Origin of the sequence: Brevibacillus sp. NRRL NRS-603, assembly GCF_003013445.1 — a bacterium.
Classification (GTDB): Bacteria; Bacillota; Bacilli; order Brevibacillales; family Brevibacillaceae; genus Brevibacillus; species Brevibacillus formosus.
In genome coordinates this window covers 105,427-132,107 of the sequence record NZ_PXZN01000008.1, presented here as the reverse complement: position 1 = coordinate 132,107, position 26,681 = coordinate 105,427, and the positions used below count along the sequence as shown (strand labels likewise).

The window sequence follows — 26,681 nt, the reverse complement described above, 5'->3', positions numbered from 1 at the left end:
GTCTCCCTCCTACTTGGTAACGTGGTCATGCTTGTGATCATGGTCATGGTCATGATCGTGATCGTGATCATGATCGTGATGATGGTGGTGGTGACCATGGTGGTGATGATGCCCATGCTCGTCATCGTGGTGGTGATGGTGATGATCGATGTGCTCCATCGCTGCCAGCCTGTACTGACAGGTATCACAGTTCAGCTTCACTTCACCTTGCAACGCTTCCATCACACGATCCTTGAGCACTTCTTTCAACAACGGATGGAAGCCAAAATACTCGGCCATTTCGAACTGGGCTTCTGGATATTGCTCACGGAACTTCTCCAGCTGGTCGCTCATCCGTTTGATCAACACACCTGTGAACAAGAAGTACGGCAAGAGAACGATGCGCTTCGCACCCAGCTTCAGACAACGCTCAACACCCTCGTCGTACAGTGGATACGTCACGCCCATAAAGGCGGTCTCTACCCACTTGGCTTTGTAGCGCTCCCAGAACAGTCGGGACATTTTGTAAATATCGCTATTGGCATCTGCATCGCTGCTGCCGCGTCCGATTACGAGTACAGCCAGGTCATCGTGGTCTTCCCCGGAGGCAAAGCCTGCCTCTTCCATGCGAGCGGTCAAAATATTGATGACTTCGTCGTGAATGCCGATCGGGCGTCCGTAGATGAACTGAACGTGTGGGTGCAGCTCCTTCGCCTCGTCGATGGCAGCTGGAATATGAATTTTTGCATGTCCGGCAGAGAACAGGATGATTGGAATCACCGCCACGCGGGTTGCACCCCGTGCCACGCAGGTATTCAAGCCTTGCAGCATATCAGGACGGGCAAACTCCAGAAAGCACGTCTCGATAATCGGTACATCCAAGTCCGGTGTTAGCGTCGCCACAAACTGGCGAATCTCTTCATTGCCTTCCGGGTCCTTGCTTCCATGACCTACAAATAATACTGCGTCCATTTTATGTCCCCCTCGTTTTTTATTCGGTGTTCTTGCATTAATCTCCGCATGCAGCATTCTCGATTTCAGCTTTTGCTGGCTCGTACCATGCGAAGCCCTCCAGCTCGCCTACACGTTGGAAAAACTTGTGGAACCGCTCGTTCGGAAATGCTTCTTTTTTGAATCGGTTCACGATTCGCTCCACGAGTGGAACAATCTCTTCTTTTTCAATGCCTTCTGCTACCGGAATACCGGAGTGTGCATTGCGTCCCACCGTTTTTGCTCCCAGGAATAAATCGAACTTTCCTTTGCGGAATACGATCCCGATATCCTCTTGAACCGCGCCATAGCACGCCATCCCGCAGCCGTTGAAGCCGATCTTCAGCTCCTTCGGCATTTCTTTTCCACCCAGCTTTTGGTGCAGCTCGTCAGCATAAGGAATGCTGTCTTTTTTCTCGCCGTCGCAGAAATCACACGCTTTTACCTGCAAAACGTCTCCGATCGGGCTGAGTATGAGTCCAAGCTCTCGCAAGCGGCTCGTGATGCTGTCAGGGTTGGCAGTCGGCACGCGCAAAATCATTTGGTGGTGTGGGGTGTATTCGATCTCGCCTTTTTCGCCAGCCACTTCGGCAATCGCCATCATTTGCTGCGGCGTGATTTTTTTGTTGGCAACACCAGGACTTACCGCGCATTCGAAAATCATCTCTGGCGTAAAGGTAGATACCGGACGATGGACTTGGCCTACAGCTGGCTTGGTTTCAATGCCTTTCGCCGCATTGATAGCCGTCAACGCCTCCATGGCCCATGCGAAAGGCGCTTTTGGTGCCGATTCTTCTGTTACAGGCGGCGCTTCCAGTACTGCCGTGCTTGTTGCTGCACGATTTGCCGGCTCTGTAGCCGTTACGCTGTCCTCGGTCACAGCTACTGGTCTTTCTGCCTTCGGTGTTGCTGGTGCTGCCGGAGTTGACGCAAGACTCTCCTCGGAGGCCTCGAGCGACCAAGGCTCATTTTCTACACGCAGACGCTGATGCGGCTTCAGTGGCTGCTCATCGGCAGACAGCGTATATTTGCGCTGGTAGCCTCGCGGCGTAATCATTTTGCCGTCGTAGACAAACGTCGATGTATTTCCAATAATCACGGTGGTCAACATGCCGATATCATGCTCCAGCATTTGCGCCAGCGTCGTCACGACAACCGTTTCGCGTTCGCGATAGGCACTTTTCACGATACCGACCGGGGTATCTGGTGAACGGTACTGCAAAAGAATGCGCTGCGCTTCGACGATCTGGCGTGTGCGTCGTCCACTGCGCGGGTTGTACAACGCGATAACAAAGTCAGCCATCCCTGCTGCGTCAATTCGTTTGGCAATCAGTTCCCACGGCGTCAAGTGATCGCTCAGACTGATCGTGCATGCGTCGTGCATGATAGGCGCACCGAGGATCGCCCCACAGGAATTGATCGCCGAGATGCCCGGTACGATTTCGATGGGTACGCCGGTAGCTTCTGTCCAGCCTTTTTCCACCAACACCTCGTATACGAGACCTGCCATCCCGTAAACACCTGAGTCCCCACTGGAAATGACCGCTACCTTTTTGCCTTCCTCTTCCGCCTGACGCACGGCTTCTCGTGCACGCGCCACTTCTTCCGTCATCCCTGTGCTGACGATTTGCTGATTCGTCAAAAGTCCGCGGATCAAGTCTACGTAGGTGGAATAGCCGATAATGACATCGGACTCCTGCAGAGCTTCCCGCGCCCGCTTGGTGATATGCTCAAAACTTCCTGGACCAAACCCGATCACAAACAATTTGCCGCTCATAAGGCCCCTCCCCTTTTCGCTTCCTGTTTATAATAAAATCGATATCATCACGCTAACGAGCAGACATAAGAGCGAAACGAGATACATCAAACGAATCGTCGCGACAATATCACTTGCCTGCAATAGTCGCTTCGCATCTCCCATTTTTGCCCGATTCGACGCAACACCTTGGTAATAATTCAGTCCCCCGAGCTGCACGCCTAATGCTCCAGCGACTCCGGCTTCCGGCAAACCGCTGTTTGGACTCGGATGCAAATGCGCATCTCTTCTGATCATTGCCCAGCACCGCTTCCCATCCAATCGCTGCAGCCAGCTTGCTGCAACGAGTAACAAAGCTGTTAAACGGGCGGGTATGTAGTTCAGTACATCGTCAAAGCGGGCAGAGGCCCAGCCCAGATTCAGATACCTCTCGTTTTTATAGCCAACCATGGAGTCGAGGGTGTTGGCGGCTCGGTACGCCATTGCCAACGGTGCTCCCCCAATCGCTGCGTAAATCAGCGGAGAGACGATCGCATCGACAATGTTTTCCGCCACGGTTTCCACCGCTCCCCGACATACTTCCGGTTCATCTAGCCGCTCTGTATCGCGTCCGACTACCATGGACAAGGAGCGTCTCGCCGCTTCCATATCCCCAGCCGCGAGATGGCGGGCAATCTCCATACCGGCATCGGCCAAGCCTTTTGTCGCGATCGTCGTGGAAATCAACCAGGCACCCAAGATCCAGGCAAGCACCGGATGGATGAACGCCGCTCCCCACAAAAGCAGCCAAACAACAGCGTAGCTGCCGCCAACGATCACGAGCGGGAACAGGACTCCTGCCAGCTTCAAATGCGACTCCTCTTTGACGAGAGAACGTATGACCCGTTCCAATCGTGTAATCCACCAGCCCATGATGATCACTGGATGCGGCAAGCTCCGGGGGTCTCCTATCACCCGATCAATCAAGTAAGCCGCGCATAGTATCCATACTTCTGTCATGTTGTCCCTCTCTTACTCTTCAGGGGTTGTCGCATCCAACTCTGCCCTGCCGCATCCAAGCATTCCGCTACCAGAGCCTCCCCATGCTTAATGCCATCGACCTGCCAATATCGGTCAGGATTGTTTTCGAGCCACGCGGCCTGGAACCAGCGGATCACGCCGCCATGTGTGACGATGACGACTGTACCGGAGGCCTCGTCCTCGCCCGCTCCCTCCAACAGGGAGCGTAGCCAACGATCCATGCGCATTCCTAACTCTTCCAGACTCTCCCCTCGTGGAGGCCGATTTCGAAAAGGATCGTCGTACCACCTCGTGGCACGCACAGGGTCCGACTGCATCAACTCATCGTAGGTCATCAGCTCCCACTCACCAAAAGACAGCTCTCGCAAGGCTGGCTCCGAAATAACCGATAGCCCCCAAGCAGCTGCGAGTGGTTCTGCAGTCTGCACGCATCTGAGCAGGTCGCTCGAGTAAATCGCAGCAGGTCGCCCGATGAGCACTGGTAATTCCTTGGCCAAATCACTCGCGTGTAGATGCCCGTGTTCATTCAAAGAAACGTCGCTGTGCCCCAAATATCGATGCTCACGATTGCTGTCTGTCTCCCCGTGACGTATCCAAACTAGCTTCATAACCACCAGCTCCCGACTAACACCAGCAGAACGACCGCTTCACTGCTTTCAATAACAGCCCCGTAGCAGTCTCCGTTTAAACCGCCTAGTTTTTTGGCAACCGAGCGTGAAAACCATAGAGCGAACAACAGCGACAGGAAAATAGCCGTGATGACCTGCAAGCCCCCAAGATACCATCCTGCGGCAAACACGATGATGTAGCTCACGATGATAGAGGAAGCGGAAAGCCCGGCACTGATGCCTTTTCCGATTCCTTTGTCCGCCGAAAGATACGGCCAGAGCTTGATCGCCAAAAGCACATGTGTCCGCGCTGCTACTGGTGCTACAATCAAAAAGCTGCCCCATCCCGGATGTGCGAGCTCCGCGACTGCACCCGCCTTGATCAGCAACAGCATAATCGCAGCAAGAACGCCCATCGCACCTACGCGGCTGTCCTTCATAATCGCAAGGATTTGCTCTCTCGGTCTACTGCTGCCAAGACCATCCGCGAGGTCCATCCACCCATCCATATGAAGACCACCGGTCACGTAGACCCATGCGATCAGCGTCAAAATAGCGGCGATCCATGGACTAAACAACGCCAGTCCTGCCTGATGCACACCCCATAGCAATAAACCGATGACTACACCAACTGCGGGATACCAATTGACGCTTTTTCTCCACGCCTCCTCTGAAGGACGAAGCCATGGAACCGGAATACGCGTAAAAAACGAGATCGCGTGTAAAAATGCATTCATCCTTTGATCCTCCACGGTATCCCTGACAAAACCGCGTAGACGGCGTCCGCTTGTCGCGCACTTCTCTGATTGACATCGCCCAGCACATCCGCGAACCATCTGCCCAAACGACTCAAGGCTATCCCGCCCAATCCGACCTCGCTTGTGACAGCAATGACTTTTTGAGGGGAATTCTGAACGAGGGACAGCCATGCCTCTGCCTCCTGCAACAGGGCTTGCGTGTGTGAAGCACTTCTCCATTCCGACTCATCCACGCTCATCAATCGATTACTCACCCAAGTGGACAGACAATCGATCAGCACCACATCATACTGCTCACGAAATGCGTGGTAATCGGTTAACCGCTCTCCTACCTCCACACAGCCCCATTCCAACGGACGACGTGCTTGATGCAGCTCGATTCTCTGCTTCATTTCATCATCCCAGGCCTTGCCTGTCGCCACGTACAGGACTCGACTGCTCAACTTCATCGCAAGCTCTTCCGCGTAGCGGCTTTTTCCTGAACGGACACCGCCTGTTACCAGCACCAAGCTCATCGCTGTTCACTTCCTTCCGCATGGACCTCGCGAAGCGCTGCCAGAAGCCGTTCATTTTCCGCTCGTTCACGCACGGCGATTCTCACATCATGTGCGGTCAAACCGGGATACATCGCACAGTTGCGGATCAATACGCCTTTTTTGCCGAGCCGTGCCTGCAATTGTTCGGCTGTCAATCCTTCCGGCGTGCGCAGCAGCAAAAAGTTTGCCTCAGAAGGCCATACCTGCCAGCCCAACTCACTGCGGATGCAATCAGTCAAATACGCACGTTCTTCTTTTATGAGCCTGCGCGTCTGTTCCTCGTATGCCTGCTCCTGCAAGCACAATTCGCCTGCCAAAAGGGCCAGTGCATTCACGCTCCAGGTCACTTGCTTTTGGCGCATTTTCGCAATGACATCCGGATGCGCAATCGCATAGCCCAGGCGCAATCCCGGAATCGCGTACATTTTCGTCATCGAACGCATCAAAATCACACGGGGAAAGCGCTCCAGCTGCATCGCCAATGTATACTGCCGCTCCTCCTCCACAAAGTCGAGAAAAGCCTCATCCACGATGAGCCACGTATTGGTCTCTTTCGTCCATTCCGCCATTTGGCGCAGCTCATCCGGCTGATACAGGATTCCTGTCGGATTGTTTGGTGACCCGACAAATACGAGATCAGACTGCGTAAAAAGCGTGTACAGCTCTGCAGGATCAGGCTTGTACCCGTTCGTTTCCTTCCCAAAGCAGCCAATGACACGGGCTCCATACTGCTCGGAAAGTTGCGCGTATTCCGAAAAGCAAGGATATACCACACCAACTGTTTGCGGCGAAAGACCGAGGATGGCCAATGCCATTGCCTCCGCTGCACCATTGGCAGGCAGCAACCATTCCTCCGGCACTTGCAGCCGTTTCGCCAGCGCACGACGAAACACACGATGTCCAGGGTCTGGGTAATGCGCTACAGCAGCCAACGAAGCCAGCAGCAACTCACGGACGCTTGCTGGCATCCCTAGCGGATTAATATTGGCACTGTAATCCAGAAACTGCCCAGGCTCTCGACCAAAGCGCTGCGCTGCGCTCAGCAGGTCTCCACCATGACCGTACGTTTCTATTACACCTGCGCTTGTCAAAACTCTACCCCCAGCACAGCTGGAATCCCTTCATCGTAGTAATGCTTGATTGGCTTCATCTCTGTCACCAAATCTGCGATGTCCAAAATCTCCTGCTTTGCTGCCCGTCCCGTAATCACGAGGTGGATATGACTTGGCCTGTTTTGAATCGCTTCCAACACATCGGACAGTGGCAACACATCGTCAATCGGGAAGCGGTCAATCGCCAATGCATTATTCAGCTCATCCAAAATAACGACATCGTACGCGCCGGAAGAGAGCTTCTCGCTCGCAAAAGCCCAAGCTTCTTTCAATGCCTGACGATGCTCCTCCGGTGTCTTCGTCCAGGTGAAGCCGACGCCCATTTGCACGATTTCAATGCCCAATTTATCGAAAATAATCTTTTCTCCGTATGTTCGCTCCGGCGACTTGATGAATTGAACCATCAGCACCTTTTTCCCGCGCCCTGTCGCTCGCACAGCCAACCCGACTGCTGCTGTTGTTTTTCCTTTGCCGTCTCCTGTGTAAACGAGGGTCAAGCCCCGCTTCTTATCGTTTTTCTCCATCCTGACCACCTCAAAAAGTGACGTATTTTACTCCGCTGTTCCATCCATACTTTCCGAAGCAACAAAACAGTCATGACCGTTTTGTTGACCGCAAGCGGTCGCATCCACTTTTATGAAAAACGTCGAGACGTTTTTCACAGAAAAAAAGCGCTCTGTTTCCCCCCAGTACGTAAGGAAAAACAAAGCGCGGATAGCTGAAAAGCAACAATCCTCACCTCTTCCTTTGACCCGAAGGAAATCAGTGTAAACATAAAACAGGCAGGTCTCCTGGCTCGAGGATCATCGCTCTTCTTCTCCTTCCCGCTCCCGGATGGGCAGTGGATGGCATGGTGCCTTGAAGAACAGCTACTCTCTTACAGTGGCGGGACCGCGTTGGCTTTTCACCAAACTTCCCTTTTAACCTTGCTCCTGCGAATCGGTTTCGCTAAAACAAGGACCTGTTTCTCTTCCATATGTAAATGTCATTCGTTTCGTTGACAAGCACTTGCTTTAATAATAGCAAAAGCTACCGAGGATTCAAGCAAAAGCTGCCGATTCATCACAGGTGTCTATTGGCAGAAAAATAAGATAATCACCGTTTACTTACTTGAAAATTTTCGTTACCCTATTGGCAAAACAATCGAAAGTGGTGTGCAGTCATGCTATTTCCTCCGATTCCAAAAATACCAGACATGGTCCTGCCCAGCCCACTGCCGATCAAGGAATGCGGCGAACCGATGATCCCCCTCTCTTCCCTTGCGGAACAAATCACAGTCTATCCAGCCTACTACCACGAGGGTTATGCCGGAACGCAGCCAGAAGCCTTTTTGCGAGAAGGGGCAGCACGCAGGCTCGCCACGGCAGCCGCGAAACTGCCTGTTGGCTACAAGCTCGTCGTACTGGATGGCTGGCGCTCGTTCGAGGTACAGGCATCGTTATATGCCCGTTTTCGTGAAGCCTTGCTTCTACAAGGCTGGCAGGAAGGGCCCGCACTCACGGAACAATTGAGCAAATTCGTCGCTTATCCAACAACGGACCTCTTCAAACCGTCGCCTCACCTATCCGGTGGTGCAGTTGATCTGACTATCGCAGGACCTGATGGCTGGCTGGAGATGGGAACAGCCTTCGATGATTTCAGTGAAAGGGCTGAGACTCGCCATTATGAAGAACTTGTACAGCCTACCCAAAAAGACATCGAGATTCGAGACCATCGCCGACTGTTGTATCATTTGATGACTGCCGCCGGATTCGTCAACTATCCGAAAGAATGGTGGCATTTCGAGTATGGCACGCGCACCTGGGGACAAAAAACGCAGCAAGAGCCGATCTATGGCGGAGTTTTGTCGATGTAAGAGCGGAGTTTTGTCGATGTAAGAAATGAAAAGACCGTCAGCACAATACTGCCTGACGGTCTTGCTTATTCCTTTATGAAACAATCACTGCATAAAATCCGCCATGATGATCTCCGTATCAAACGGGGTAATCCCTTCCTCCAAGGAAAATACCGTATCTGCCTCTTCAGCTTGATCAGTCAGCTTCCCTCTCGCCTGTGCGTGAAGCATGAACAACTCATGCAGGGTTGGCTTCACCAACGAGGTGAGCGCTCTTCCCATCAGTTCCACCCCTCCGGCATTCGACTCCACATTGTTGGCAAAACGCGGATCGGAATTCAAGGCGATATCTGTCCAAATCACTTTTCTCTCCACGAGATCCAGAATGACCGGGATACAAATCCGCGTGTTTGCGGCGAGATCAATCTTGTCCTGTACCGTCTGTGGCTCGAAAATTTCTCCTGTCTGTGGTGCCGACCGAATCATCCAGCCTGCGTAGCATTCAGGCAAATCGCAATAAGGCTGACTCGTAAACGAATACAGGTTCATGACGACATATCGACCGCCATAGCGGATGACAGATTCCATGTCGATGTCGATGAATTCGCACGCGCCATTGGGAGCCTCCACAATATCCCCGCTATGGCACGCTTGATACTTGTCGGAACGCAGATTGGTATAGGAAATATGCTCCATGTACTTCCAGTCTCCGTTATAGAGCACGGCAGACAAATCGATATCGACTCGGCCTGTAGGGACATCGTTGACGATCCCTTCCCTCCACCAGAGGAAAAAGCGAATCGTTCCTCCATCCGGGATCGATAGTCGGGAGCCGCGTGCGATCGTTCGCAGTGCTTTACTGGCGGATCGCATCGAAAACGGAACGAGATGCTCCTGCAGCCGCGGATCGATGTAGACGTTGCCCAGCGAAGGTAATTGGGCAAAACGGTTTAACAACGATGTCCGACAAATATCCGCTGCCTTCTGTCTGATGTCCTCTTGCAAGCCTGGCACTCGGTTTTCGATTGCCTGTACTTTTGCCACTTGCCCTTTCGGAAAAAAGGTCCGCCATTCCCCGTAGCTGTCCCGTTTATCAAAGTGATTCATGACTTGCAGAAGAACCGGAGTCGATACACCGTCCGCAATTTTCTCGAAGGCTGAAAGGACTGGATTCCCCTGCTCCGTCAAACGCAATAAATGATCCAGACGACGAGCAAATTCCCCTGGACGCTGTTCGAGCAGCTTGATCGCCGCATTCACATCCGTACGGACCAGCGCCTGCTCTACTTGGCTATTGAACGTCTCAATCTTGTGATTGTTGCGCAAAATATCGAATGCTTGTGCCGCTTTCGGATATCGATCCTTATATTCAAACGGATGCAAGATTTCCCCGAGACGAATCCATCTGTTTTTGTAACGATTCATGTCTTCTACGATATTCGAGCTGGCTTCCAGAAGACGGAGGAGCAATCTTCTTTCCCCGCGTTTGAACTTGCGAAATTTTGCAGGCTCTGCCAAGCTAACATCCCCATCAGACAGCGCCACCGCCAGACGCAATACATCTGTCGCTGTTTTGCAATGATGGGCAAAAAAAGCAGCAGGCAGCTTGTCATACTTGAGCAGCAGGCTAGCAGCGATTGCCACGTTTTCCTTTTGCGGAATCTCTGCTGGCAGAGCTTCTGCGATTCCTTCATAGCTCTGAATCAAGCCCTCCAAGTCTTCCTTGTCAGTAGCCGACAGCGAGCTATTGGAGCGAAGCAAGTTCATTCCTACCTGCAACAGCTCTTCGTCTGTGCCCAGATGAATCAGCTTCAGGCGAGATTCTCTCAGCAAAGGCAACCGTTTTTTTACTTCGCGCACAGGAAGGTCCAACGTCAAATAATGAATAATCGCATTTATAAACAGCTCACCCTCGCTAGCCTCCATAACTTGCTTAGGAAAATTCGGATACATCGGCTTGTACTGGCGGGATGCCCCGATCTTTACTTTTAGCACAGCTACCACATCCGAATAGAGCGCAAAAAACTCTCCTTCCGACAGGGTCCGGATTCTTTCTAATAATTCCAAGGAGAAGGTATAGCCCAAGCTCTCTATATTACGCAAAGCCGCAGCTAAATAAGGGATAGGCAGTTCATGCTGCCCCTGATGTACGATGATTTTATTTTTCCGGCGAAGGTAGATTTGATTTTTCATTGGCATCACGAAAAAAATCAGGAAAGCAGTACCCCTAATGGTGACTAATCCTTTCGCTTAGAAGGAAGGTGTACAATAGCCTGATTTTTTTATTCCTTTTGTAATTTTTAACCATCTTACTTCAATTTTGTCAGATGGTAAAGCTCTCTCTCGGGAACGAGACATAAATCCGTCCCCGGACCTAATTCGATTTCATTCCGCTGCCCGTTATTCTGTATTCTTCATCCCTGTAAAGTGAGTAGCAGAGTACCAAAACTTTACAGGAGGGAGAACTCCATTCATGAATGCATCTGTTATGAAAAGTCATACTGCACCCCCTTTCTTTCAAGGGGAGAAATGGTTAGTGTATACCGGCTTGCTCGGCTTCTTACTCGCTGCGCTATGCGCAATCTGGGTCATGCTGTACGGGGGACCCGTCGCTCCTAATGGTGATGTCTCGAAAGCGTTTTCCTTTAATGCCGCACTCGGAATATTTTTATTGTCGACAGCCGCAATCATTCCGTTATCTGCCCTGGGCACGCGAAGTAGAGCTTTCTTTCGCTGGTCTTATATCCTGCTGGCTTTCTATTCTTACGGAGCGGAAACCGTACAAAACTTCCGCGGCGTGGACCCGAGGTTCGTCAAAAATGGCACACCCTTCGACGTCGCTGTCGGTTCCATTTTTACTTTTGTGGCTCTTCTTTTGGTCCTCTTTTATGTATTCATTGCCATTCAGTTTTTCCGCAGAAAAACGTATGAACTACGCCCAGAGCTGGCCGTAGGCATTCGTTATGCAATGCTTGCGATTATGCTATCGTTTGTGGCAGGCCTCTGGATTTCATTCAATGATGGCCGGGTGGTCGGACAGGAAGGGAATATCATTTGGCTCCATGGGATTGGCTTTCATGCGCTGCAAGCAGTACCTTTTGTCGCTTGGTTAGCTGAACGTAAAAAGCACGTGTCCAATGCTCGTACTGGATTCATCCATCTCGCAGGTATCGCCTATCTGCTCGGTTTAGCTGCAATCGGCTGGCAAACCTATCTCGGTCGGGCTGTTTTGGAAATGTCCGTATTTCCGATTCTCGCCGCCTTTTGTTTCTTGGTCGCCTTCTTTCCAATCGTTTTCTTTCTTCTTCAAAAGAACGTTGCAAAAAAGCTCTACGACACTTCTGATATTCCGAACTAATTGATTCTCCTTATCATTCGTGATACTTTGTTACCAGTACCTGACATTCGGTATCAGAAACGAGGAGATCGATTTATGACAGCACGTATTGGACTTCCTGCACCTGATTTTACGATGGACACCGTGACGTTTGACAACGGATTTCCCCTGCCAAAGAGCTTGGTAGACTATCGTGGAAAATGGCTTCTTTTGTTCTTTTACCCGTTTGACTTTTCGAAAGTATGCCCGACCGAAATCCTCAGCCTCAACCGCCGGATCAAAGAGTTCACGGATTTAAATGTCGAGGTGCTTGGCATTAGCGGCGACAGCATACATACGCACAAAGCATGGATGAGATCGGGCGAAGGCATCGGTCCACTCTCGTTCCCGCTCGCTTCCGATTACAGCAAAGAAGCAACCCTTGCATACGGTGTGCTGGACGAAGCAACCAAAGCTCCGCTGCGCGGCAGCTTCATCATCGATCCAGAAGGCATCCTGCAATATGCAGTCATTTCCAATTCCAAGGTTGGCAGAAGTGTTGATGAAACGCTCCGTGTGATCGAAGCTCTGCAATCAGGCGGATTGTGCCCAATGGACTGGAAGCCTGGGCAAAACACGATATCCTAATCAATAGACAAAAAACAAAGGCCGTATGATCGCTAGTACAGGATCATACGGCCTTCTTTCATTTAAGAATAGACATAAAAAAATCAGGAAAGCAGTACCCCTAATCTCAAGTTGGGTTAGAAGGAAGGTGTACTATAGCCTGATTCATTTACTCTACCATTATTTACCCCATTTGTAAATGCTTATCTGGACGCGACCGGATACGGAAACAAGTCAACAACACGTACAGTCTCCCCGCTTTCGTTGGTAAACACAACATGCTCTCTTCGAAGCTCGGTGGGACTCTCCAAGCCACATGCTGCCGCCAGCGAGAACAAACCTTCCCTCAACTGCAAGATATAGTTCATGACTCGCCACTGCTTTTCTGCCGGAACCAATGCCTCCTGGTATTTGGAATCCGTCGTAGTGACTCCTGTGGGACATTTACCTGTATGGCATTGCATCGCCATGATGCAGCCAGTTGCAATCATGAAGCCGCGCGCAGAGTTGACGCAATCCGCTCCCAATGCCATGGCGATTGCTACTTTGTCAGGGGTAACGAGCTTGCCGGAAGCAAAAATCCTGATGCGATCCCGGACGCCGAATTTCCTCATCGTATCATCGAGAATGATAAGCGCAGCGAAAAGCGGCAAGCCCATGCCATCTGCCATTGCTTTGAACATTGCGCCTGAACCGCCCTCAGAACCGTCAACCGTAATGAAATCCGGGTAAATGGACAGCTCCAGCATTTTCTCAAAAAAATGCTCCAATCGCTTCGGATCGCCGACGACGATTTTGACTCCCACCGGTTTGCCTCCCGCCTCCTGCAAACTGCCGATGAAACGCAAAGCTTCATCTGGATTGGTGAGGAACTCGAAGCGGTTTGGTGAATTGACGGTTTGGCCCACAGGCACCAGCCTTGCTGCCGCGACTTTTTCCGTGACCTTGGTGCCCTCGAGGTGCCCTCCGCGTATTTTGGCTCCTTGATGAAATTTCAGCTCGAATGCTTTGATGTTCGGAATGCTAGCCTTTTTTTTGTATTCTTCGATCGAAAACTTGCCCTTGTCATCACGGAAGCCAAACATCCCCGGCCCGATTTGCGAAATAATATCTACGCCGGTTGAAAGGTGAACCTCTGAAACGCCACCCTCTCCTGTATTGATCCAAGAGCCACCTGCCATACGTGCCCCATACCCAGTGGACATGATATAGTTCTCTCCCACTGCTCCAAAGGAGGTAGCGGAAGCGCCGAACATCCCTTTTAGCCGCCAGGGCTGCCTTCTGTTTTCGCCCACGACAATGACATCCTCGTCATGCAGCATCCACGGCTTAACCTCTTGTTCCTCGATCAACTTTTCTCTTCTTGTAAACAGTCCCTCATGAGTAATCTCATACTTTTTGCCAGGGACAACTTTCTCATTATCTACCCGCAGCTCACTCGTCAGCCTCGGGAACATCGCATTGGACAAATAAAAGCCAGGCTTCTCGTAATCGCGTTTTCCACCAAACGAAATCAGGTCAGTCCTGTATTTGGCCGCATAAACCATACCGACAAAGTCAGAACGGGAGAACGGTTTCCCTTCTGTATCCGATTCAAACCAATACTGGCGAAACTCAGGCCCGAGCTTTTCTAGCAAATAACGCATCCACCCCAAAAAAGGATGGGAACGAATAATGGAGTGCTTCGGCTGTTTAGACAGGGCGTACATATAACCGAAAAATACAATGGGTGGCAGAAGAAGGATGATGATAATGACGCATAACAGAGTGGGTACCACTTGTTCTTGTCCTCCCCAACACAATAATCTAGTAAATCATGTCAAGGATAGGATGCAACAAGTTTTCTGTTTTTAATCGTATTTCTCATCATCCTCCCGAATTTGCCCATCTACGATCAATTCCAGCTCCGTCTCAAAATTCAGCATGATCTCTACAGGCAGCTGCTCCGCAACCTCTGCCACGTCCGGAAGAAGCAGTGCATCCTCTAACGTATCAGGCTTCGTTTCCAGCTGATCGTACCACTCGCGGATTAGCTCCATCATGCGATAGAACGAAGCCTCAAACTGATTCGCATCGTCCTCTGCGTCGTCCTCGTGGCTCTTTTTCATCCGATCCCAATATTCCAGCGTCGTACACAGTGCTTTCTCTATGTTTGTATCCATTTATCGTCTCTCCTTTTCGTGTCTTCCTTCTCTTCCATTTAGTATGACCGCTTTGATTGCACAATGCCACCTAAGGTGCAAACCTCTCGCCCCTTCCATTTTTTCATAATCGTTGCGTTTTTTGACACGTTTTATAGCCCGGTTGAGTCATACGAAAATGAAAAGAGGCTGTTATCCTAAATGTAGCTAGCAGCCGATGATCCGGCAATAAACAAGAGAGCTCTCTAGTGGAATAGGGGAGGATGCACCCTGTCATTACGATGGAAAGATCGAAAATTATCTCTCCCGCTACTTTTCGTCACCGTTATCGTTGCTCTACAGCTGCCCATCACAGCCAAGGCGGCGCCTGCGGATTCTGACTCCTTGCAGGCGATGATTGATCAAGCACGCCCTAACGATACCGTTACCATCCCGTATGGTTTGTACAAAGGTCCAATCCGTATTACCAAGCCGATTCAATTGGTAGCCAATGATCCGGTAAAGATCATCAATCCGACCGAGGAAGAGGCAACACTCACGATTGAAAGCGACAATGTGAGCGTGCAAGGAATCCATATCGTGGACAAACGAATCAACAGTGACGTAGCCGCTCTTGTCATCCGTGGCGATCAAAACTTCCTGGAGAATGTCATTGTTGAAACGAAAGGGATCGGTATTCAATTACGGCAAGCAGACTACAACACGCTGCACAACGTTCAAGTCATCGGAAAAATCAAAGGCGATGGCAGCCCAACGACCAGTACGAGACATAATCACGGAGCACAACCCGAAGTAAAGCCAAAGCAAACGGAAAAAGCGAAACGAGGAAACGGAATTGACGTGCGTGAATCGGATCATAACCGTTTCATTAAAAATCAGGTGACAAATGTCGAAGATGGCTTTTACGTCGAAAATAGCGATCGAAACCATCTGGAACAAAATCTGGTGACGAAATCGCGGTACGGCTATCATTTCATGGGCACCTCTGATACGACGGTCATCAACAACATTGGAATGGAAAATGTGACGGGCTCCCAGCTTATGGAGTCGCGCAAATTGACGGTTACCGGGAATCAATTTTTGAAACAGCAAAAAAATCCTGGTTCACAAGGAATTCTTCTCATTACCGTACAGGATACGCTGATTGCAAACAACACGATTGAGGGGAACCGGGTTGGACTGTATTTAGAGCAATCATCCGGCATTACGGTCAAAAACAATTTGCTCAGTCTCAACTTTATCGGCATGCAGTTTTTGTCCTCCTCTGACAACGTTTTAACCGATAATCAATTTGTCTCCAACGTCATCCAAGCGCAAGCCCAGGATAGTCAGAACAACAACTTAAACAAAAACTACTGGGACAATCTGCAAGGATTAGATGTGAACGGGGATTCCCGCAGTGATTTGCCGTACGAAATGAATCCTTTTTATCTGGGTTTGACCGATGCGGTTCCTGCCTATCAGTTGTTTTTCCAAGCACCGGGATTCGTGTTTTTGGAAGGCTTGTTTACAAGTGGGGCCGGCTCAGCAATCAAGGACGCATCTCCTTTAATGCAACCCTCGGACACCGTTCTAATGGAATCCGGGGAAACGAGCAGTTGGGGTGCAGGCATTCTTGGACTTATCTTGTTAATAGGAAGCTGTTCGATCATTTATATAGGAGTGAGAAAATCATGAACAAAATGAAAAAATGGGGCACAACAATCGGAGCAATTATCGGCATTAGCCTACTTATGGTCGGCTGCGGAAGCGAAGAGCCGAAACCTGTAGATATCGCGGAAGGCGTAGATAAATGCGACCTTTGCAAAATGCATGTTCCTAACGATCACAATGCTACTGAAATCGTCTTAAAAGATGGAAAAGCACTGAAGTTCGATGATCTCGGCTGCATGTACAACTGGACGAAAGAGAATGGAACCGATAACGTGGCTGTACAATTTGTCCGCGATTACTACACAGCAGAATGGACAAAAGCAGAGCAAGCTACCTACGCTTACGACAAAGACTTCAAAACGCCAATGACATATGGCATCTATTCTTTCAAAGAGAAGTCTGCTGCAGACAGCTTCGTTCAGGAACAAAAGAAAGGCATTGTTATGAGTGCGGATGAGTTGAAAAATCATAGCTGGGAAAATGGCATGAGCAAGCACATGAACAAAGACGGTCATTCTTCCGAAGGTCAACATAATGGCGGTCACGAAAGCAAGCCAGCCGATCACGGAAGCAACAGCACTACCCCAACCACACATAACTAACAGAGGGAGTGGAGTCTTTGCACATCAATCTGATTGCCAAACGAGAAGTGAAGGTAGGCTTTCGCAATCCATGGTCCTACTCGTTTATGGCTCTGTTCTCCCTGTTTAGCTTGGGACTCTTGATCATCCAATCGCAGTCCTACATGAAGGGTTATACGTATACGACTGGTACCATGCTGAATCTGATTTTGTATTTGCTGCCACTGATGACGATGCTTCTCTCCTCTTTTTCTTTGACGGCTGAAAAAGAAGAGGGAAGCTGGCAGCTCCTCTCTACCTACTCCATGACGACCTTTTCGTTCTTGGTGGGGAAATACTTGGGACAAGCACTCGTGTTAGTTGCGATTGTCAGCTTCGGGTATGGGTTGTCTGGTGTGGCTGGATTGCTGTTAGGAAAAAGCTTTGCATTCTCGACTCTCTTGTTTTTGCTTGCCTTTTCCATCTGTCTCATTCTGTTATTTTTAGGAATTGCCATGCTGATTGGCGCCATCAGTAAAAACCGTTGGCAGGCTTTGACAATGGGGGTCAGCATCTGGTTCTTCTATATTCTGGCATGGCCTACTTTGCTCATCTCTGTGCTCAGCTTCGTCCCTTATACATGGATCAAGCCTCTGCTTCAGCTCGCAACGTTTCTCAATCCAGCAGAGTTTGTACGAATCTTTTCTGTTGCCAGATTAGGCGGTGGCTCGATCTTTGGACCTGAATACTACAAATGGGTGTACTGGGCTGATTCTCCGCTTGGTGATCTCATCTTTGTCGCACTCAGTCTTGTCTGGATCAGTGCGACCTTGTTCATAGCCATCCGGGTATGGGAAAGAAGGTAATGCAATGAATATGTTAGGACTTACCATCGATCAGGTCACCAAGGAAATCAATGGCAAAACAATCGTCCACCCATTCAGTATGAACATTGAACCCGGTCAGGTCGTCGCCTTATGCGGCGGTAACGGCGCAGGGAAAAGTACGATCCTGCGGATGCTGGTCGGTATTCTCCCGCCTACTTCGGGAACCATTCAGCTAAACGGGTTAAACTGGAACGATAATCGCGTAGAGTATCTTCAAGAAATCGGTTATATGCCGGATCACTTTACGTTTTCTGCTGGACTTACTGCCAAAGAAACGCTTGAATTTTACGCTTCCCTGCGCAACCGAACCCCAGAAGAGGCGGATCGACTGCTGAAAATGGTAGGACTACATGAAGTGAGAAACAAACGGGTGTCTCAGTTCTCCAAAGGCATGCAGCAGCGTCTCTTGTTTGCTCAAGCGATATTGGCAAAGCCTGCACTCGTCGTTCTCGATGAACCGACCAACGGACTCGATCCATATTGGATGGATGCATTTGTCGATCTCTTGCGGGAAGTAAAGCTCGCGGGTCAATCTGTTCTCTTTACGACACACCAGCTGCAGGTGGCAGATGCGGTAGCGGATCGCGCGATTTTTCTAATGAACGGGAAAATTGTGCGTGATGGGTCGATAAAGGAGTACCAGCAGCAGTATGGGGCAATTGGTTTGTATGGTGCCTTTTCCGAGCTTGTGAATCAGGCAAAGGCATGAATAAAAAACGCGGGAGATCTGATCGTTTTGATCGGCTCCCGCGTTTTTGCTATTTATAGTGCCTTCGCTTCCATATAAAAGACAGATAAAAACTTTTTTACACTAATCCGGCACTTCGTCGTTTTTTCGCCCGCCTCCAGCTCTTGCATGCGTTGGCGAATTTCTTGAAAGTCAAACAGTCGGGGTGCAAAGTGTTCAAAGGTAGGATTGGCATAATCGGTCAGCCCCAATGAGGAAAGATGCGTAAAGGCTTGCAGGACCATCCGGCGAATCCGTTGTTCCATGGCACGCACCTCTTTGGTAATCCCATGCTCATCCAAGCTGGCATGCACCTTCAGCAGAATTTGGGTGTACAGTTCCTTGAGCTGCAATTCGTGCAGCTTGTCTCCTTGTCGCTCATCCTGTACGAGCCATTCCATGATCAATAGCAGATCAGGAGCACCGGCTTCACTCGCGATCCCTAGCTGCAACAGCAGTTTTCTCGCTTTTTGAGCAAGGATATCCTGATCGGACGACTGACTTTTCAAGCCGCTGGTATGCGGTTCTTTTGCTTTGACGTCCAGAATTTGCAATGATTTGCGGATGGTTTGCAGAGAGGCTTCCAGCGACAAGTAATCCGATACCCGCTTCAGCACAGCCATCACTTCGAGGCGGTTGATCGGCTTTTGAATAAAGGTATCAATTCCTTGCAAATAAGCCTCTCCGATCATTTCCTTGTTTTCCACCTGTGACACCATAATGAAGCGGCCCGCGAAGCCATCTGCCTGCAGCTTTTTGATCGTTTGGATGCCATCGAGCCCCGGCATCAACAAGTCGATCAAAATGACATCGACCCCGTACAGCTGATCAATCGATACGTGACTGCCGTCGCTGGCTTGTCCTACGATTTCGCCCAATCCGCTGTCTTGGATAATCCGTTCAAGCATGCGGCGCACTACTGCATCGTCTTCAATTAAAAAGAAACGTATCATCGCTTACACTCCCTCCTTTCCGAGCAATTGGTCGGTCGGAATTTGCACTTCTAAATGAGTCATTTGCTTCTGATCAGGCAAAATACGCAAGCTTCCTTGCAGGCTTTGGACAATTCCGCGGGCATGCGTCAGTCCAATTCCGGTAGATGCATTTCCCTGTTCATCGTATTTCGTCGTATACCCGGGCTGAAACACCCATTCCTGCTCTTCCAGCGGGATTCCCGGACCACTGTCAAGTACACTGAACACCAGATGACGATCAATCAGCTTCACATTCAGCTCAATCCGTCCCGACGCGGGGATCGCCTCTACCGCATTGGCTACCAGATTATTTAACACGGAGAGCAACGCATAGATTTGGCTTGTGGACAGGTTGACATTACAGCTCCACTCGATTCGTATATCTTTTCCCAACATCTCTGCGTATTTCTGATTTGCCCGAGCAACCAACTCACACAGCTCTTTGATCGGAAGCTGTGGTGCTAGTCCCTCCTGATTGATCAGCTTGGAAATGCCCGCCAGCATCCGCTGCGAATCTTTTTTCACTTCATGCACATTCTCGGCAATTGTCAAGGCCGTCGGGGATTCCGCATGATCCGAGGTGAGCAGACGCCTGTAGAGCTGGTAGCTCTCGCGCGTGATTTCCTCCAGATGCGTCATCGATTTGCGCAAGTAGAAGGCTTCTTCATACAGCTCCGTATTGATCATCCGCAGACGCTCCAACTCCTGCTGACGCACCTCTCCGACCGCCCGCAACTGCCTGATCGAAAAGCTGTTGTACAAGCCGACAGCAAAAAAGCTGCGCAACACCCCAAAGAAGAGAAGCATTAAAAAGCTTTGCCAGGTGATCGGCGGAAAATCAGTGAAATACTGCCGTACTTGGATCTCTACCACATTGGAGACGAAATCAATGGATGCACCTATCAGCCCTAACCATAGAGGGAACTCGCGATAGCTACGCGCACGGAGCAAATAAAACAGGACGGTAAAGCTGAAATAGTAAAAGGCGGAGGGAAGGTGCGCAGCCACACTCTCCATGTACGGACGGTACGCAAAAAAGACATCCATTCCGACGCGAAATCCGAAGATAAACGTCCCTGTAAAAAAACCCGTCAACAATACAGGTACGGACGAAAACCACAGCAACCCGAAAAAGAAAGCAGCGATGCCCAAGGAAAAACGAAAAGACCCTCCTACGGGGTTTACCTTCATCTCTCCAAAAAAAGCAGTTGCCAGCATGATAATAAACAGGATCAAAAGGCGTTCTCGCATAGCTGCTCCTTTCACACGGAAAAAGATCTCCTATTCTTATTTTACTAAGAATCGGAGATCTGCAAAGATAGAACGATTAAGCGTGCTTGTTTTCCAGTCGCTTGGAGACGACTGACAATGCGTAGTTGACAACAAAGTACATCACCGCAATCATCAGGAAGGTCGGGATGACGTAGTTGACATTGCGTCCGTTGATGATTTGCGCATGGTTCATCAGCTCTGGCAAAGCGATTACGACGGCCAGCGACGTATCCTTCAAGAGCGAAATGAATTGGCTCACAATCGGCGGAACCATTCTTCTAAGAGCCTGTGGCAGGACAACATGCCACAGTGTCTGGACATAATTCAGACCAGAAGAGCGTGCAGCTTCAATCTGTCCTTTTTCGACCGAATTTAAACCGCTTCGTACGATTTCCGACAACATCGCTGCTTCGAAGATAACCAACGCGAGAACAGCGGCCCAAAACTTGTCCAGCTTGATTCCCACTTCCGGGAGAGCAAAATACGTAAAGAAAATAATCAACAAGAGCGGCAAATTACGAATCAGCTCTACGATTGTCCCGAGAACTTGCGAGACTCCGGGAATTTTTGCGTAACGCAAAACCCCTACGATAATCGCAATAGTAAAGCTGAAGACAATTGACAAGAAAGCGACCTGCAAGGTGACCCAAAAGCCTTCGAGCAGGAAGGTCAAATGACTGGGCGCATAAGCTCCGATAAAGTCCATGATGTCCCCTCCTCCTTAGCGGCTTCCAGCCAAGCGTCGCTCCAAATAACTGACGAACGCGCTCAACGGAAGGGTCAGAATCAGATAGAAAACAGCTACAAAAATGTACACATCAAAGGTAACAAACGTATCAGCGGAAATCAGGTCTCCAAAGTACATCAGGTCAAGACCTGCAATCACGCCTAATACAGACGAGTTTTTTACAAGATTGATAAACTGGTTGCCCATCGGCGGGATTACAACCTTGATCGCTTGCGGCAGAATGACATATCGCATCGTTTGTCCGTACGTCAATCCCGAGGAACGAGCGGCTTCTGTCTGTCCTTTTGGAATCGCCAAAATACCTGCGCGGATCGTCTCCGCAATAAATGCTGCCGTATACACTGTCAAGCCAAGCGTACCTGCAATAAAGGGCTCCAGCACGATACCAACGGCCGGCAGACCCACAAAAAAGAGGAACACGACGAGAATCAACGGGATATTACGCACAAACTCGACGTAAGCCGTAGCGATCCACTTGAGTGGTCGAATCGGAGAAATCCGAAAGATCGCAAAGAGCGTCCCCAACACAAAGCTCCCGACGAGTGCAAGCAGGCTCGCCTGCAAGGTGTTCCAAAAGCCTTCGAGATACATATCCATGTGATCAAACAAGATAGAAAAATCGATCATCTCTTATGCGATCCTCCTTGTGTGCAAACTTCTATTAGGAATATAAGGGAATGAGCGGCAGAGTAACCGCTCATTCTTTATGGAGTAGAACCGCATTATTTTTTAGGTTTTGTTCCGATCCATTTTTCATAAATCTTGTCGTATTCACCGTTTTCTTTCATTTCTTTCAGCAGATCGTTCACGGTTTTCACGAATTCAGCGTCACCCTTGCTGATTGCAATACCGTATGGCTCTTCAGTGAAGGTCTCTTCTGTTACACGGTAGTTCGGATCTTGCTTCGCCATGCCGTACAGGAGAGCGTTATCAGTTGTCAGCGCGTCACCTTGACCAGCTTTGAGTGCTGTGAAGGCTTCCGCGTAGTTTTCGAATTCAAGTACTTCTACATCAGGAGCACTCGCTCTGATGTTTTTCGCAGAAGTAGAACCTTTTGCGGTCACGATTTTCATGCCTTTTTGCATGTCTTTCAGACTGTTGATTGAGCTGTCCTTTTTCACCAAGAAAGATTGACCTGCCAGGAAGTACACGTCAGAGAAGTCTACTTCTTTTTTACGGTCTTCCGTAATGGTCATCGTTGCGATGATCGCGTCAATTTCTCCGTTTTTCAGCATCGGGATACGCGTTTTGGAGGTTACTTCCTTCAGCTCGATTTTATTTTCATCCCCGAGTACTTTCTTTGCAATCGCTTTCGCAATATCGATATCGAAGCCTTCTACATTTCCGGTTGCCGGGTCTTTCAACCCGAACAAGTTCAGGTCGTACTTAACGCCGACTACGAATTTGTCTCTCTCTTTGATTTTTGCCAATGTGCCTGTGCCTGCTGAAGCTGGTGTACCTTTTGCGCCGCCTTCTGCTGTACTACCCCCACCACAGCCTGCCAATGCTGTTGCGCTCAACATCAGAACGAGACCCATACCTGCTACTTTTTTCCAAAGCTTGTTTACTTTCATCTGAATACCCCTTTTCTCTATCGTTTTCTTTTTTTAGTGATTCAAAATCCGACTCAAGAACAAACGTGCACGCTCTTCACGCGGACTTGCGAAAAACTCCTCTGGTGTAGAATCTTCGAGAATCGTTCCCTGATCCATAAACACGATGCGATCTGCCACTTCGCGGGCAAAGCCCATTTCGTGCGTTACGACCACCATCGTCATGCCTTCCTTCGCCAGCTTCTTCATGACATCGAGCACTTCTCCGATTGTCTCGGGGTCCAGTGCAGAGGTCGGTTCGTCAAACAGCATGATTTTTGGTCGCATGGCCAGTCCGCGTGCGATCGCTACGCGTTGCTGTTGACCGCCAGATAGTTGCGTTGGGAACATTTCTGCCTTTTCCGGAATCCCTACCTTTTCCAAATAGTAGAGAGCGGTTTCTTCGGCTTCCTTCTGCGATATTCCCAGTACCTTGGTTGGTGCCAGCGTAATGTTTTGCAGTACGGTCTTGTGCGGGTATAGATTGAAGTGCTGGAACACCATGCCGATGTCCCGACGCAGCTTGTTGATATCGGTGTTTTTATCGTTCACTTTCACCCCGTCTACCACCAGTTCTCCGCTTGTAACCGTTTCCAATCTGTTGATGCAACGAACCATCGTGCTTTTACCCGATCCTGACGGGCCAATGACCACGACGACTTCTCCCTGGTTGATATGCAGGTTGATGTTCTTGAGGACATGAAAGCTTCCATAATGTTTATTTACTTGATGAAAACTGATCAACCTTAAATCCCCCCTTGCTCTATGTCTTATTTTGTATACTAATGTCGAACTACTCAAAACTACTGAAAAAGACAAAGAAAAGTTTTTCTGTTTACAATTTTCTAATAACACACAATAAAAAAACAAAGTGAACCTACCAGTCGAATGGGAGCCAATATATTATGTAAGACCTGAATGGAGGCCGGCCTATGAAAGAGGAAAATGTAAAGCCTTGGCTCATCCGGATGCGCCAAGGAGAGGAAGATGCTTTTCAAGAAGTCTATCGAGCAACTCGCACGTACGCCTACAACCTGATCTATTTTCTGGCGCCACACAAACAGGATGTTGATGACATGATGAGTGAAGTGTACGTGGAGTTGATTCGAAGCATCGACAGGTATGATGTGGAGCAGCCCTTTATCCCATGGTTCAACGGGCTGATTGTTCGGCAGGTTCGCAACTGGAATCGAAGCATTTGGCGAAGATTCCGCCTGCTGGAGCGGGTAAAGGAAAAAGGCTACGAAGCACCTGTTGCAGGTATGGAGGATAAGCTGGGGGCGATCAGTGATGAGCTAGAGGTCATTCCCGCCGTAGAGAAATTATCCTTCAAGCTCAAGGAAATCGTCGTACTGCGCTACTATCAGAACTGTTCCTTGGAGGAAATTGCCGCAATTCTTCAAATCCCGCTCGGAACAGTGAAATCGAGACATCACTTGGCGATGAAAAAGTTGAAAGAGCATTTTGAGCATCGAATCAATCGTGAGGAGGCATCTTTTCATGTTCATTGAAAAAAAGCTGAGAAATGAGTATGAGTGGGCAGCAGGAAAGGTCCACATTGACCCTGCACTGGACAGCAAAATCGAACGAATAGCCAAACAGGAGTTGGCTGGCAAGCGGCGTTTGCACAAAGGGATGCGCTTTCGTCCAAAGCTGGTACATGTTGCAGCAGCGTTCGCCCTCACCACTGGTTTTGGTTATGCGACGCACAGCTTGTTGTACAAAATTGATGAAGGCTCTGTCCGTATGGAAGTTCAAGCACGCAAGGATTTTACATTGACGCAAATAACCCCTAAGGAAATACGGCTGGAATTGGCAAACGTAGAGAACAAACTGGTAACAGGCGAAACCGCCCTCGTCTATTTCGCAGCGCTTGCAAAAGAGAATCACCCTCTCTTTCAACAAAACCCCATGATCGGCATAGAAAAGCCGGATGTCGTGAAAGATTGGAAAGCATGGGCTGCCGTCCTCAGCGAAGAAGCTTCTCTGTCACATGCCTTGCCACACCAGCTTCCTGACAGCTTTTCATTCCTTGAAGGCAAACAAGGTACCCCCTACGGTGTCATGATGGGTCAAGAAGGACAGCAGTGGCTGCATGAGCTTCAAGAAGAAAGCAAGGCAACAGGTAAAAATGTCGTGTGGAAAGTCGTTCCACAAGCGGCTTCTCCTATCGAAGCGTATACCAGTCTGTATGAGAACGAGCAAAAAGAGCGCATCTTTGTTACGGTAGAGAAATTCCCGAAAGAACAGCTAGATGTACAGCTAAGCACACCAGAAACTACGAAATACGACGAAGTAACCGTCAGCGGAAAAAAAGCGCATTACACGATAAACGACCAGTTCTTGTTTAGCGAATCCGGTCAGTATCAAGAGCTGTCTTGGTTGGATCAAGCTGGAGAGCAACCGATTATGTATCGTGTAGCTACCGATTCGCCAACGGTTTCCAAAGAAATGCTGCTCCAGGCTGCAAAAGCAAGCCAGCAATAACAATAGGAAAAAAGATAAAAAAACCAGTTCAACGCTCTTTATGCGATGACTGGTTTTTCCCATTTAACCTATTACGCATTCAGATCATACAGTCCGGGACTGTGCTCATTTGGCTGATCCGGCATGATAGGAACCGGGAAGCCCTCAGGTGGCGGAACTACTTCCAGACTGCCGCCATTTCTACTCGGTGACTGTCCGTTGAAGATTTCTCCAATACGAGTGTTATCCAATCGGAAATTGAACTGAGCGTTGTGGAAGCCCATTTCTACATACTTGCGGCACTCAGGATACTTGTTTATGTCGTAGTTCGGGATAGGGAACAGCTTGCCCCAGCTCACTCCTAATGTCTCCAGTGCCTTTGCGAAGGCGTTTTGATGGGCGTTATCCCGAACGATTAGGAAAGCAAGCGTTTCACGGAATGTTTTGTTCGAGCTCATTTCGTAAATGCGTGACTTTTGCAGAACACCTGTAGATTCCAGCACGAGGTTGTCGAGAAGATCACTTATCAAATTGCCATGATTATACACATAATTCCCCATCCATGGATTTCCTGCTGCATCGACGGGTAAGGAGCTTTGCGCACCCACGATGAAATGGTGCGGGTTCGCGTGCTTAACTGCCTCATCGAGCGGTGCTCCGTCAACCCCAGCATTACCGGGAACCTCTTCACCACTCCCCGTCAGCAATTGATTGATCGTGTGCTGTACGAGCTCCACATGCGCTATTTCTTCCAAAAAAACACCCCGAAGCAAATCACGATACGGTATGGCATTCCCACGGAAATTGTTTGCCTGGAAAAAATATTGCATCATGGTGCGCATTTCTCCAAAACGACCACCCAAAATCTCCTGGATGACTTTAGCTGCCGCCGGGTCTGGTTTATCTGGGACAATCATATTAATCAAATCTTCCTTGTAAAAGTACAAAATGCATGACCTCCCACCAAAGTAGATGAATGCTACGTCTTAGTTTGGATGATGACGATCTACTTTAACCGGAAAAAGTAAGAAAACGGCACTTGAATAAACCCGACTGCTTTGTAAAACAGTAAGAACCATATGATGAAGGACTATTTTTTTCACACTGTCACTAAAGGAGAATAAA

Annotated in this window: 27 protein-coding genes and 1 riboswitch; of the genes, 9 read left to right on the top strand and 18 right to left on the bottom strand. The window is 49.4% G+C overall.

Features of this window, described 5'->3' with window-relative positions; all coding sequences use genetic code 11:
• Positions 1-9: 9 nt before the first annotated feature.
• From C7R94_RS04055 to cobO, 8 genes are read right to left on the bottom strand one after another with little or no spacing between them, the layout of a single operon-like run.
• Positions 10-951 (bottom strand): sirohydrochlorin chelatase, encoded by a 942-nt coding sequence (locus tag C7R94_RS04055; protein WP_106778575.1) that lies wholly within the window; start codon positions 949-951, stop codon positions 10-12.
• A gap of 37 nt (positions 952-988) precedes the next feature.
• Positions 989-2,746, bottom strand: a complete 1,758-nt coding sequence (cobJ, locus tag C7R94_RS04050) for a precorrin-3B C(17)-methyltransferase (protein ID WP_106778574.1) — start codon at positions 2,744-2,746, stop codon at positions 989-991.
• Positions 2,747-2,773: 27 nt separating this feature from the next.
• Positions 2,774-3,724: an adenosylcobinamide-phosphate synthase CbiB gene (gene cbiB / locus C7R94_RS04045; protein ID WP_106778573.1), complete on the bottom strand. Its 951-nt coding sequence runs from the start codon at positions 3,722-3,724 to the stop codon at positions 2,774-2,776.
• Positions 3,721-4,353, bottom strand: coding sequence for a histidine phosphatase family protein (locus C7R94_RS04040; protein WP_106778572.1), 633 nt, complete (start codon positions 4,351-4,353; stop codon positions 3,721-3,723). The genes cbiB and C7R94_RS04040 overlap by 4 nt, the downstream gene beginning before the upstream one ends.
• Entirely contained in the window at positions 4,350-5,090 is a 741-nt protein-coding gene (gene cobS, locus C7R94_RS04035; protein ID WP_106778571.1) for an adenosylcobinamide-GDP ribazoletransferase, read from the bottom strand. The genes C7R94_RS04040 and cobS overlap by 4 nt, the downstream gene beginning before the upstream one ends.
• Positions 5,087-5,626: a bifunctional adenosylcobinamide kinase/adenosylcobinamide-phosphate guanylyltransferase gene (gene cobU / locus C7R94_RS04030; protein WP_106778570.1), complete on the bottom strand. Its 540-nt coding sequence runs from the start codon at positions 5,624-5,626 to the stop codon at positions 5,087-5,089. The genes cobS and cobU overlap by 4 nt, the downstream gene beginning before the upstream one ends.
• Complete coding sequence (gene cobD, locus C7R94_RS04025; protein ID WP_106778569.1) at positions 5,623-6,738, bottom strand: threonine-phosphate decarboxylase CobD; 1,116 nt, start codon at positions 6,736-6,738, stop codon at positions 5,623-5,625. Before cobD ends, cobU begins: the two co-directional genes overlap by 4 nt.
• Entirely contained in the window at positions 6,735-7,283 is a 549-nt protein-coding gene (gene cobO / locus C7R94_RS04020) for a cob(I)yrinic acid a,c-diamide adenosyltransferase (RefSeq protein ID WP_017247397.1), read from the bottom strand. The genes cobD and cobO overlap by 4 nt, the downstream gene beginning before the upstream one ends.
• A gap of 240 nt (positions 7,284-7,523) precedes the next feature.
• Positions 7,524-7,739: riboswitch (cobalamin riboswitch) on the bottom strand.
• 182 nt (positions 7,740-7,921) lie between these two features.
• Between cobO and C7R94_RS04010 the strand changes: the two genes are divergently transcribed.
• Complete coding sequence (locus tag C7R94_RS04010; protein ID WP_106778568.1) at positions 7,922-8,614, top strand: M15 family metallopeptidase; 693 nt, start codon at positions 7,922-7,924, stop codon at positions 8,612-8,614.
• A gap of 84 nt (positions 8,615-8,698) precedes the next feature.
• Here the strand turns inward: C7R94_RS04010 and C7R94_RS04005 are convergent, their stop codons facing one another.
• Positions 8,699-10,786 carry a TerD family protein gene (locus C7R94_RS04005; RefSeq protein ID WP_106778567.1) on the bottom strand — a complete coding sequence of 696 codons (2,088 nt, stop codon included), beginning with the start codon at positions 10,784-10,786 and terminating at the stop codon, positions 8,699-8,701.
• 280 nt (positions 10,787-11,066) lie between these two features.
• On the opposite strand from C7R94_RS04005, the gene C7R94_RS04000 reads away from it, so the two are divergent.
• Together C7R94_RS04000 and C7R94_RS03995 are read left to right on the top strand one after the other, a co-directional pair.
• The gene (locus C7R94_RS04000; protein ID WP_106778566.1) at positions 11,067-11,951 is read left to right on the top strand and encodes a hypothetical protein; all 885 of its coding nucleotides are present in this window, start codon (positions 11,067-11,069) and stop codon (positions 11,949-11,951) included.
• A gap of 75 nt (positions 11,952-12,026) precedes the next feature.
• Positions 12,027-12,557: a peroxiredoxin gene (locus tag C7R94_RS03995; RefSeq protein ID WP_106778565.1), complete on the top strand. Its 531-nt coding sequence runs from the start codon at positions 12,027-12,029 to the stop codon at positions 12,555-12,557.
• Between the two features lie 182 nt (positions 12,558-12,739).
• Here the strand turns inward: C7R94_RS03995 and C7R94_RS03990 are convergent, their stop codons facing one another.
• Positions 12,740-14,314, bottom strand: a complete 1,575-nt coding sequence (locus C7R94_RS03990) for an FMN-binding glutamate synthase family protein (protein ID WP_106778564.1) — start codon at positions 14,312-14,314, stop codon at positions 12,740-12,742.
• A 72-nt stretch (positions 14,315-14,386) separates the two neighbouring features.
• Positions 14,387-14,698: a hypothetical protein gene (locus tag C7R94_RS03985; RefSeq protein WP_106778563.1), complete on the bottom strand. Its 312-nt coding sequence runs from the start codon at positions 14,696-14,698 to the stop codon at positions 14,387-14,389.
• Between the two features lie 363 nt (positions 14,699-15,061).
• Between C7R94_RS03985 and C7R94_RS03980 the strand changes: the two genes are divergently transcribed.
• Genes C7R94_RS03980 through C7R94_RS03965 form a run of 4 tightly spaced genes read left to right on the top strand, consistent with a single transcriptional unit; the run spans position 15,062 to position 18,486 of the window.
• A complete protein-coding gene (locus C7R94_RS03980; RefSeq protein WP_106778562.1) occupies positions 15,062-16,354 on the top strand; it encodes a right-handed parallel beta-helix repeat-containing protein in 1,293 nt (430 codons plus the stop codon).
• Positions 16,351-16,932 carry a nitrous oxide reductase accessory protein NosL gene (locus tag C7R94_RS03975; protein WP_106778561.1) on the top strand — a complete coding sequence of 194 codons (582 nt, stop codon included), beginning with the start codon at positions 16,351-16,353 and terminating at the stop codon, positions 16,930-16,932. Before C7R94_RS03980 ends, C7R94_RS03975 begins: the two co-directional genes overlap by 4 nt.
• A 17-nt stretch (positions 16,933-16,949) precedes the next feature.
• Positions 16,950-17,756 carry an ABC transporter permease gene (locus C7R94_RS03970; protein ID WP_106778560.1) on the top strand — a complete coding sequence of 269 codons (807 nt, stop codon included), beginning with the start codon at positions 16,950-16,952 and terminating at the stop codon, positions 17,754-17,756.
• A gap of 4 nt (positions 17,757-17,760) precedes the next feature.
• Positions 17,761-18,486 carry an ABC transporter ATP-binding protein gene (locus tag C7R94_RS03965; protein WP_106778559.1) on the top strand — a complete coding sequence of 242 codons (726 nt, stop codon included), beginning with the start codon at positions 17,761-17,763 and terminating at the stop codon, positions 18,484-18,486.
• 53 nt (positions 18,487-18,539) lie between these two features.
• Here the strand turns inward: C7R94_RS03965 and C7R94_RS03960 are convergent, their stop codons facing one another.
• The 6 genes from C7R94_RS03960 to C7R94_RS03935 all read right to left on the bottom strand — a co-directional run bounded on the left by C7R94_RS03960 (position 18,540) and on the right by C7R94_RS03935 (position 23,834).
• The gene (locus C7R94_RS03960) at positions 18,540-19,457 is read right to left on the bottom strand and encodes a response regulator (RefSeq protein WP_106778558.1); all 918 of its coding nucleotides are present in this window, start codon (positions 19,455-19,457) and stop codon (positions 18,540-18,542) included.
• A 3-nt stretch (positions 19,458-19,460) separates the two neighbouring features.
• Entirely contained in the window at positions 19,461-20,729 is a 1,269-nt protein-coding gene (locus C7R94_RS03955; protein ID WP_047071245.1) for a sensor histidine kinase, read from the bottom strand.
• Positions 20,730-20,805: 76 nt separating this feature from the next.
• Positions 20,806-21,456, bottom strand: coding sequence for an amino acid ABC transporter permease (locus C7R94_RS03950; RefSeq protein WP_047070486.1), 651 nt, complete (start codon positions 21,454-21,456; stop codon positions 20,806-20,808).
• Positions 21,457-21,471: 15 nt separating this feature from the next.
• Positions 21,472-22,125 carry an amino acid ABC transporter permease gene (locus tag C7R94_RS03945; protein ID WP_106778557.1) on the bottom strand — a complete coding sequence of 218 codons (654 nt, stop codon included), beginning with the start codon at positions 22,123-22,125 and terminating at the stop codon, positions 21,472-21,474.
• Positions 22,126-22,220: 95 nt separating this feature from the next.
• Positions 22,221-23,072: a transporter substrate-binding domain-containing protein gene (locus tag C7R94_RS03940; protein WP_106778556.1), complete on the bottom strand. Its 852-nt coding sequence runs from the start codon at positions 23,070-23,072 to the stop codon at positions 22,221-22,223.
• 33 nt (positions 23,073-23,105) lie between these two features.
• Positions 23,106-23,834, bottom strand: coding sequence for an amino acid ABC transporter ATP-binding protein (locus C7R94_RS03935; protein ID WP_106778555.1), 729 nt, complete (start codon positions 23,832-23,834; stop codon positions 23,106-23,108).
• Between the two features lie 188 nt (positions 23,835-24,022).
• On the opposite strand from C7R94_RS03935, the gene C7R94_RS03930 reads away from it, so the two are divergent.
• Together C7R94_RS03930 and C7R94_RS03925 are read left to right on the top strand one after the other, a co-directional pair.
• On the top strand, positions 24,023-24,601 hold the full coding sequence (locus C7R94_RS03930) for a sigma-70 family RNA polymerase sigma factor (RefSeq protein ID WP_106778554.1): 579 nt from the start codon (positions 24,023-24,025) through the stop codon (positions 24,599-24,601).
• Positions 24,591-25,577, top strand: a complete 987-nt coding sequence (locus C7R94_RS03925; protein ID WP_106778553.1) for a TBP-associated factor 9 domain-containing protein — start codon at positions 24,591-24,593, stop codon at positions 25,575-25,577. Before C7R94_RS03930 ends, C7R94_RS03925 begins: the two co-directional genes overlap by 11 nt.
• A 71-nt stretch (positions 25,578-25,648) precedes the next feature.
• Here C7R94_RS03925 and C7R94_RS03920 read toward each other — a convergent pair whose 3' ends face one another.
• Complete coding sequence (locus C7R94_RS03920; RefSeq protein WP_106778552.1) at positions 25,649-26,503, bottom strand: manganese catalase family protein; 855 nt, start codon at positions 26,501-26,503, stop codon at positions 25,649-25,651.
• Between the last annotated feature and the right edge of the window lie 178 nt (positions 26,504-26,681).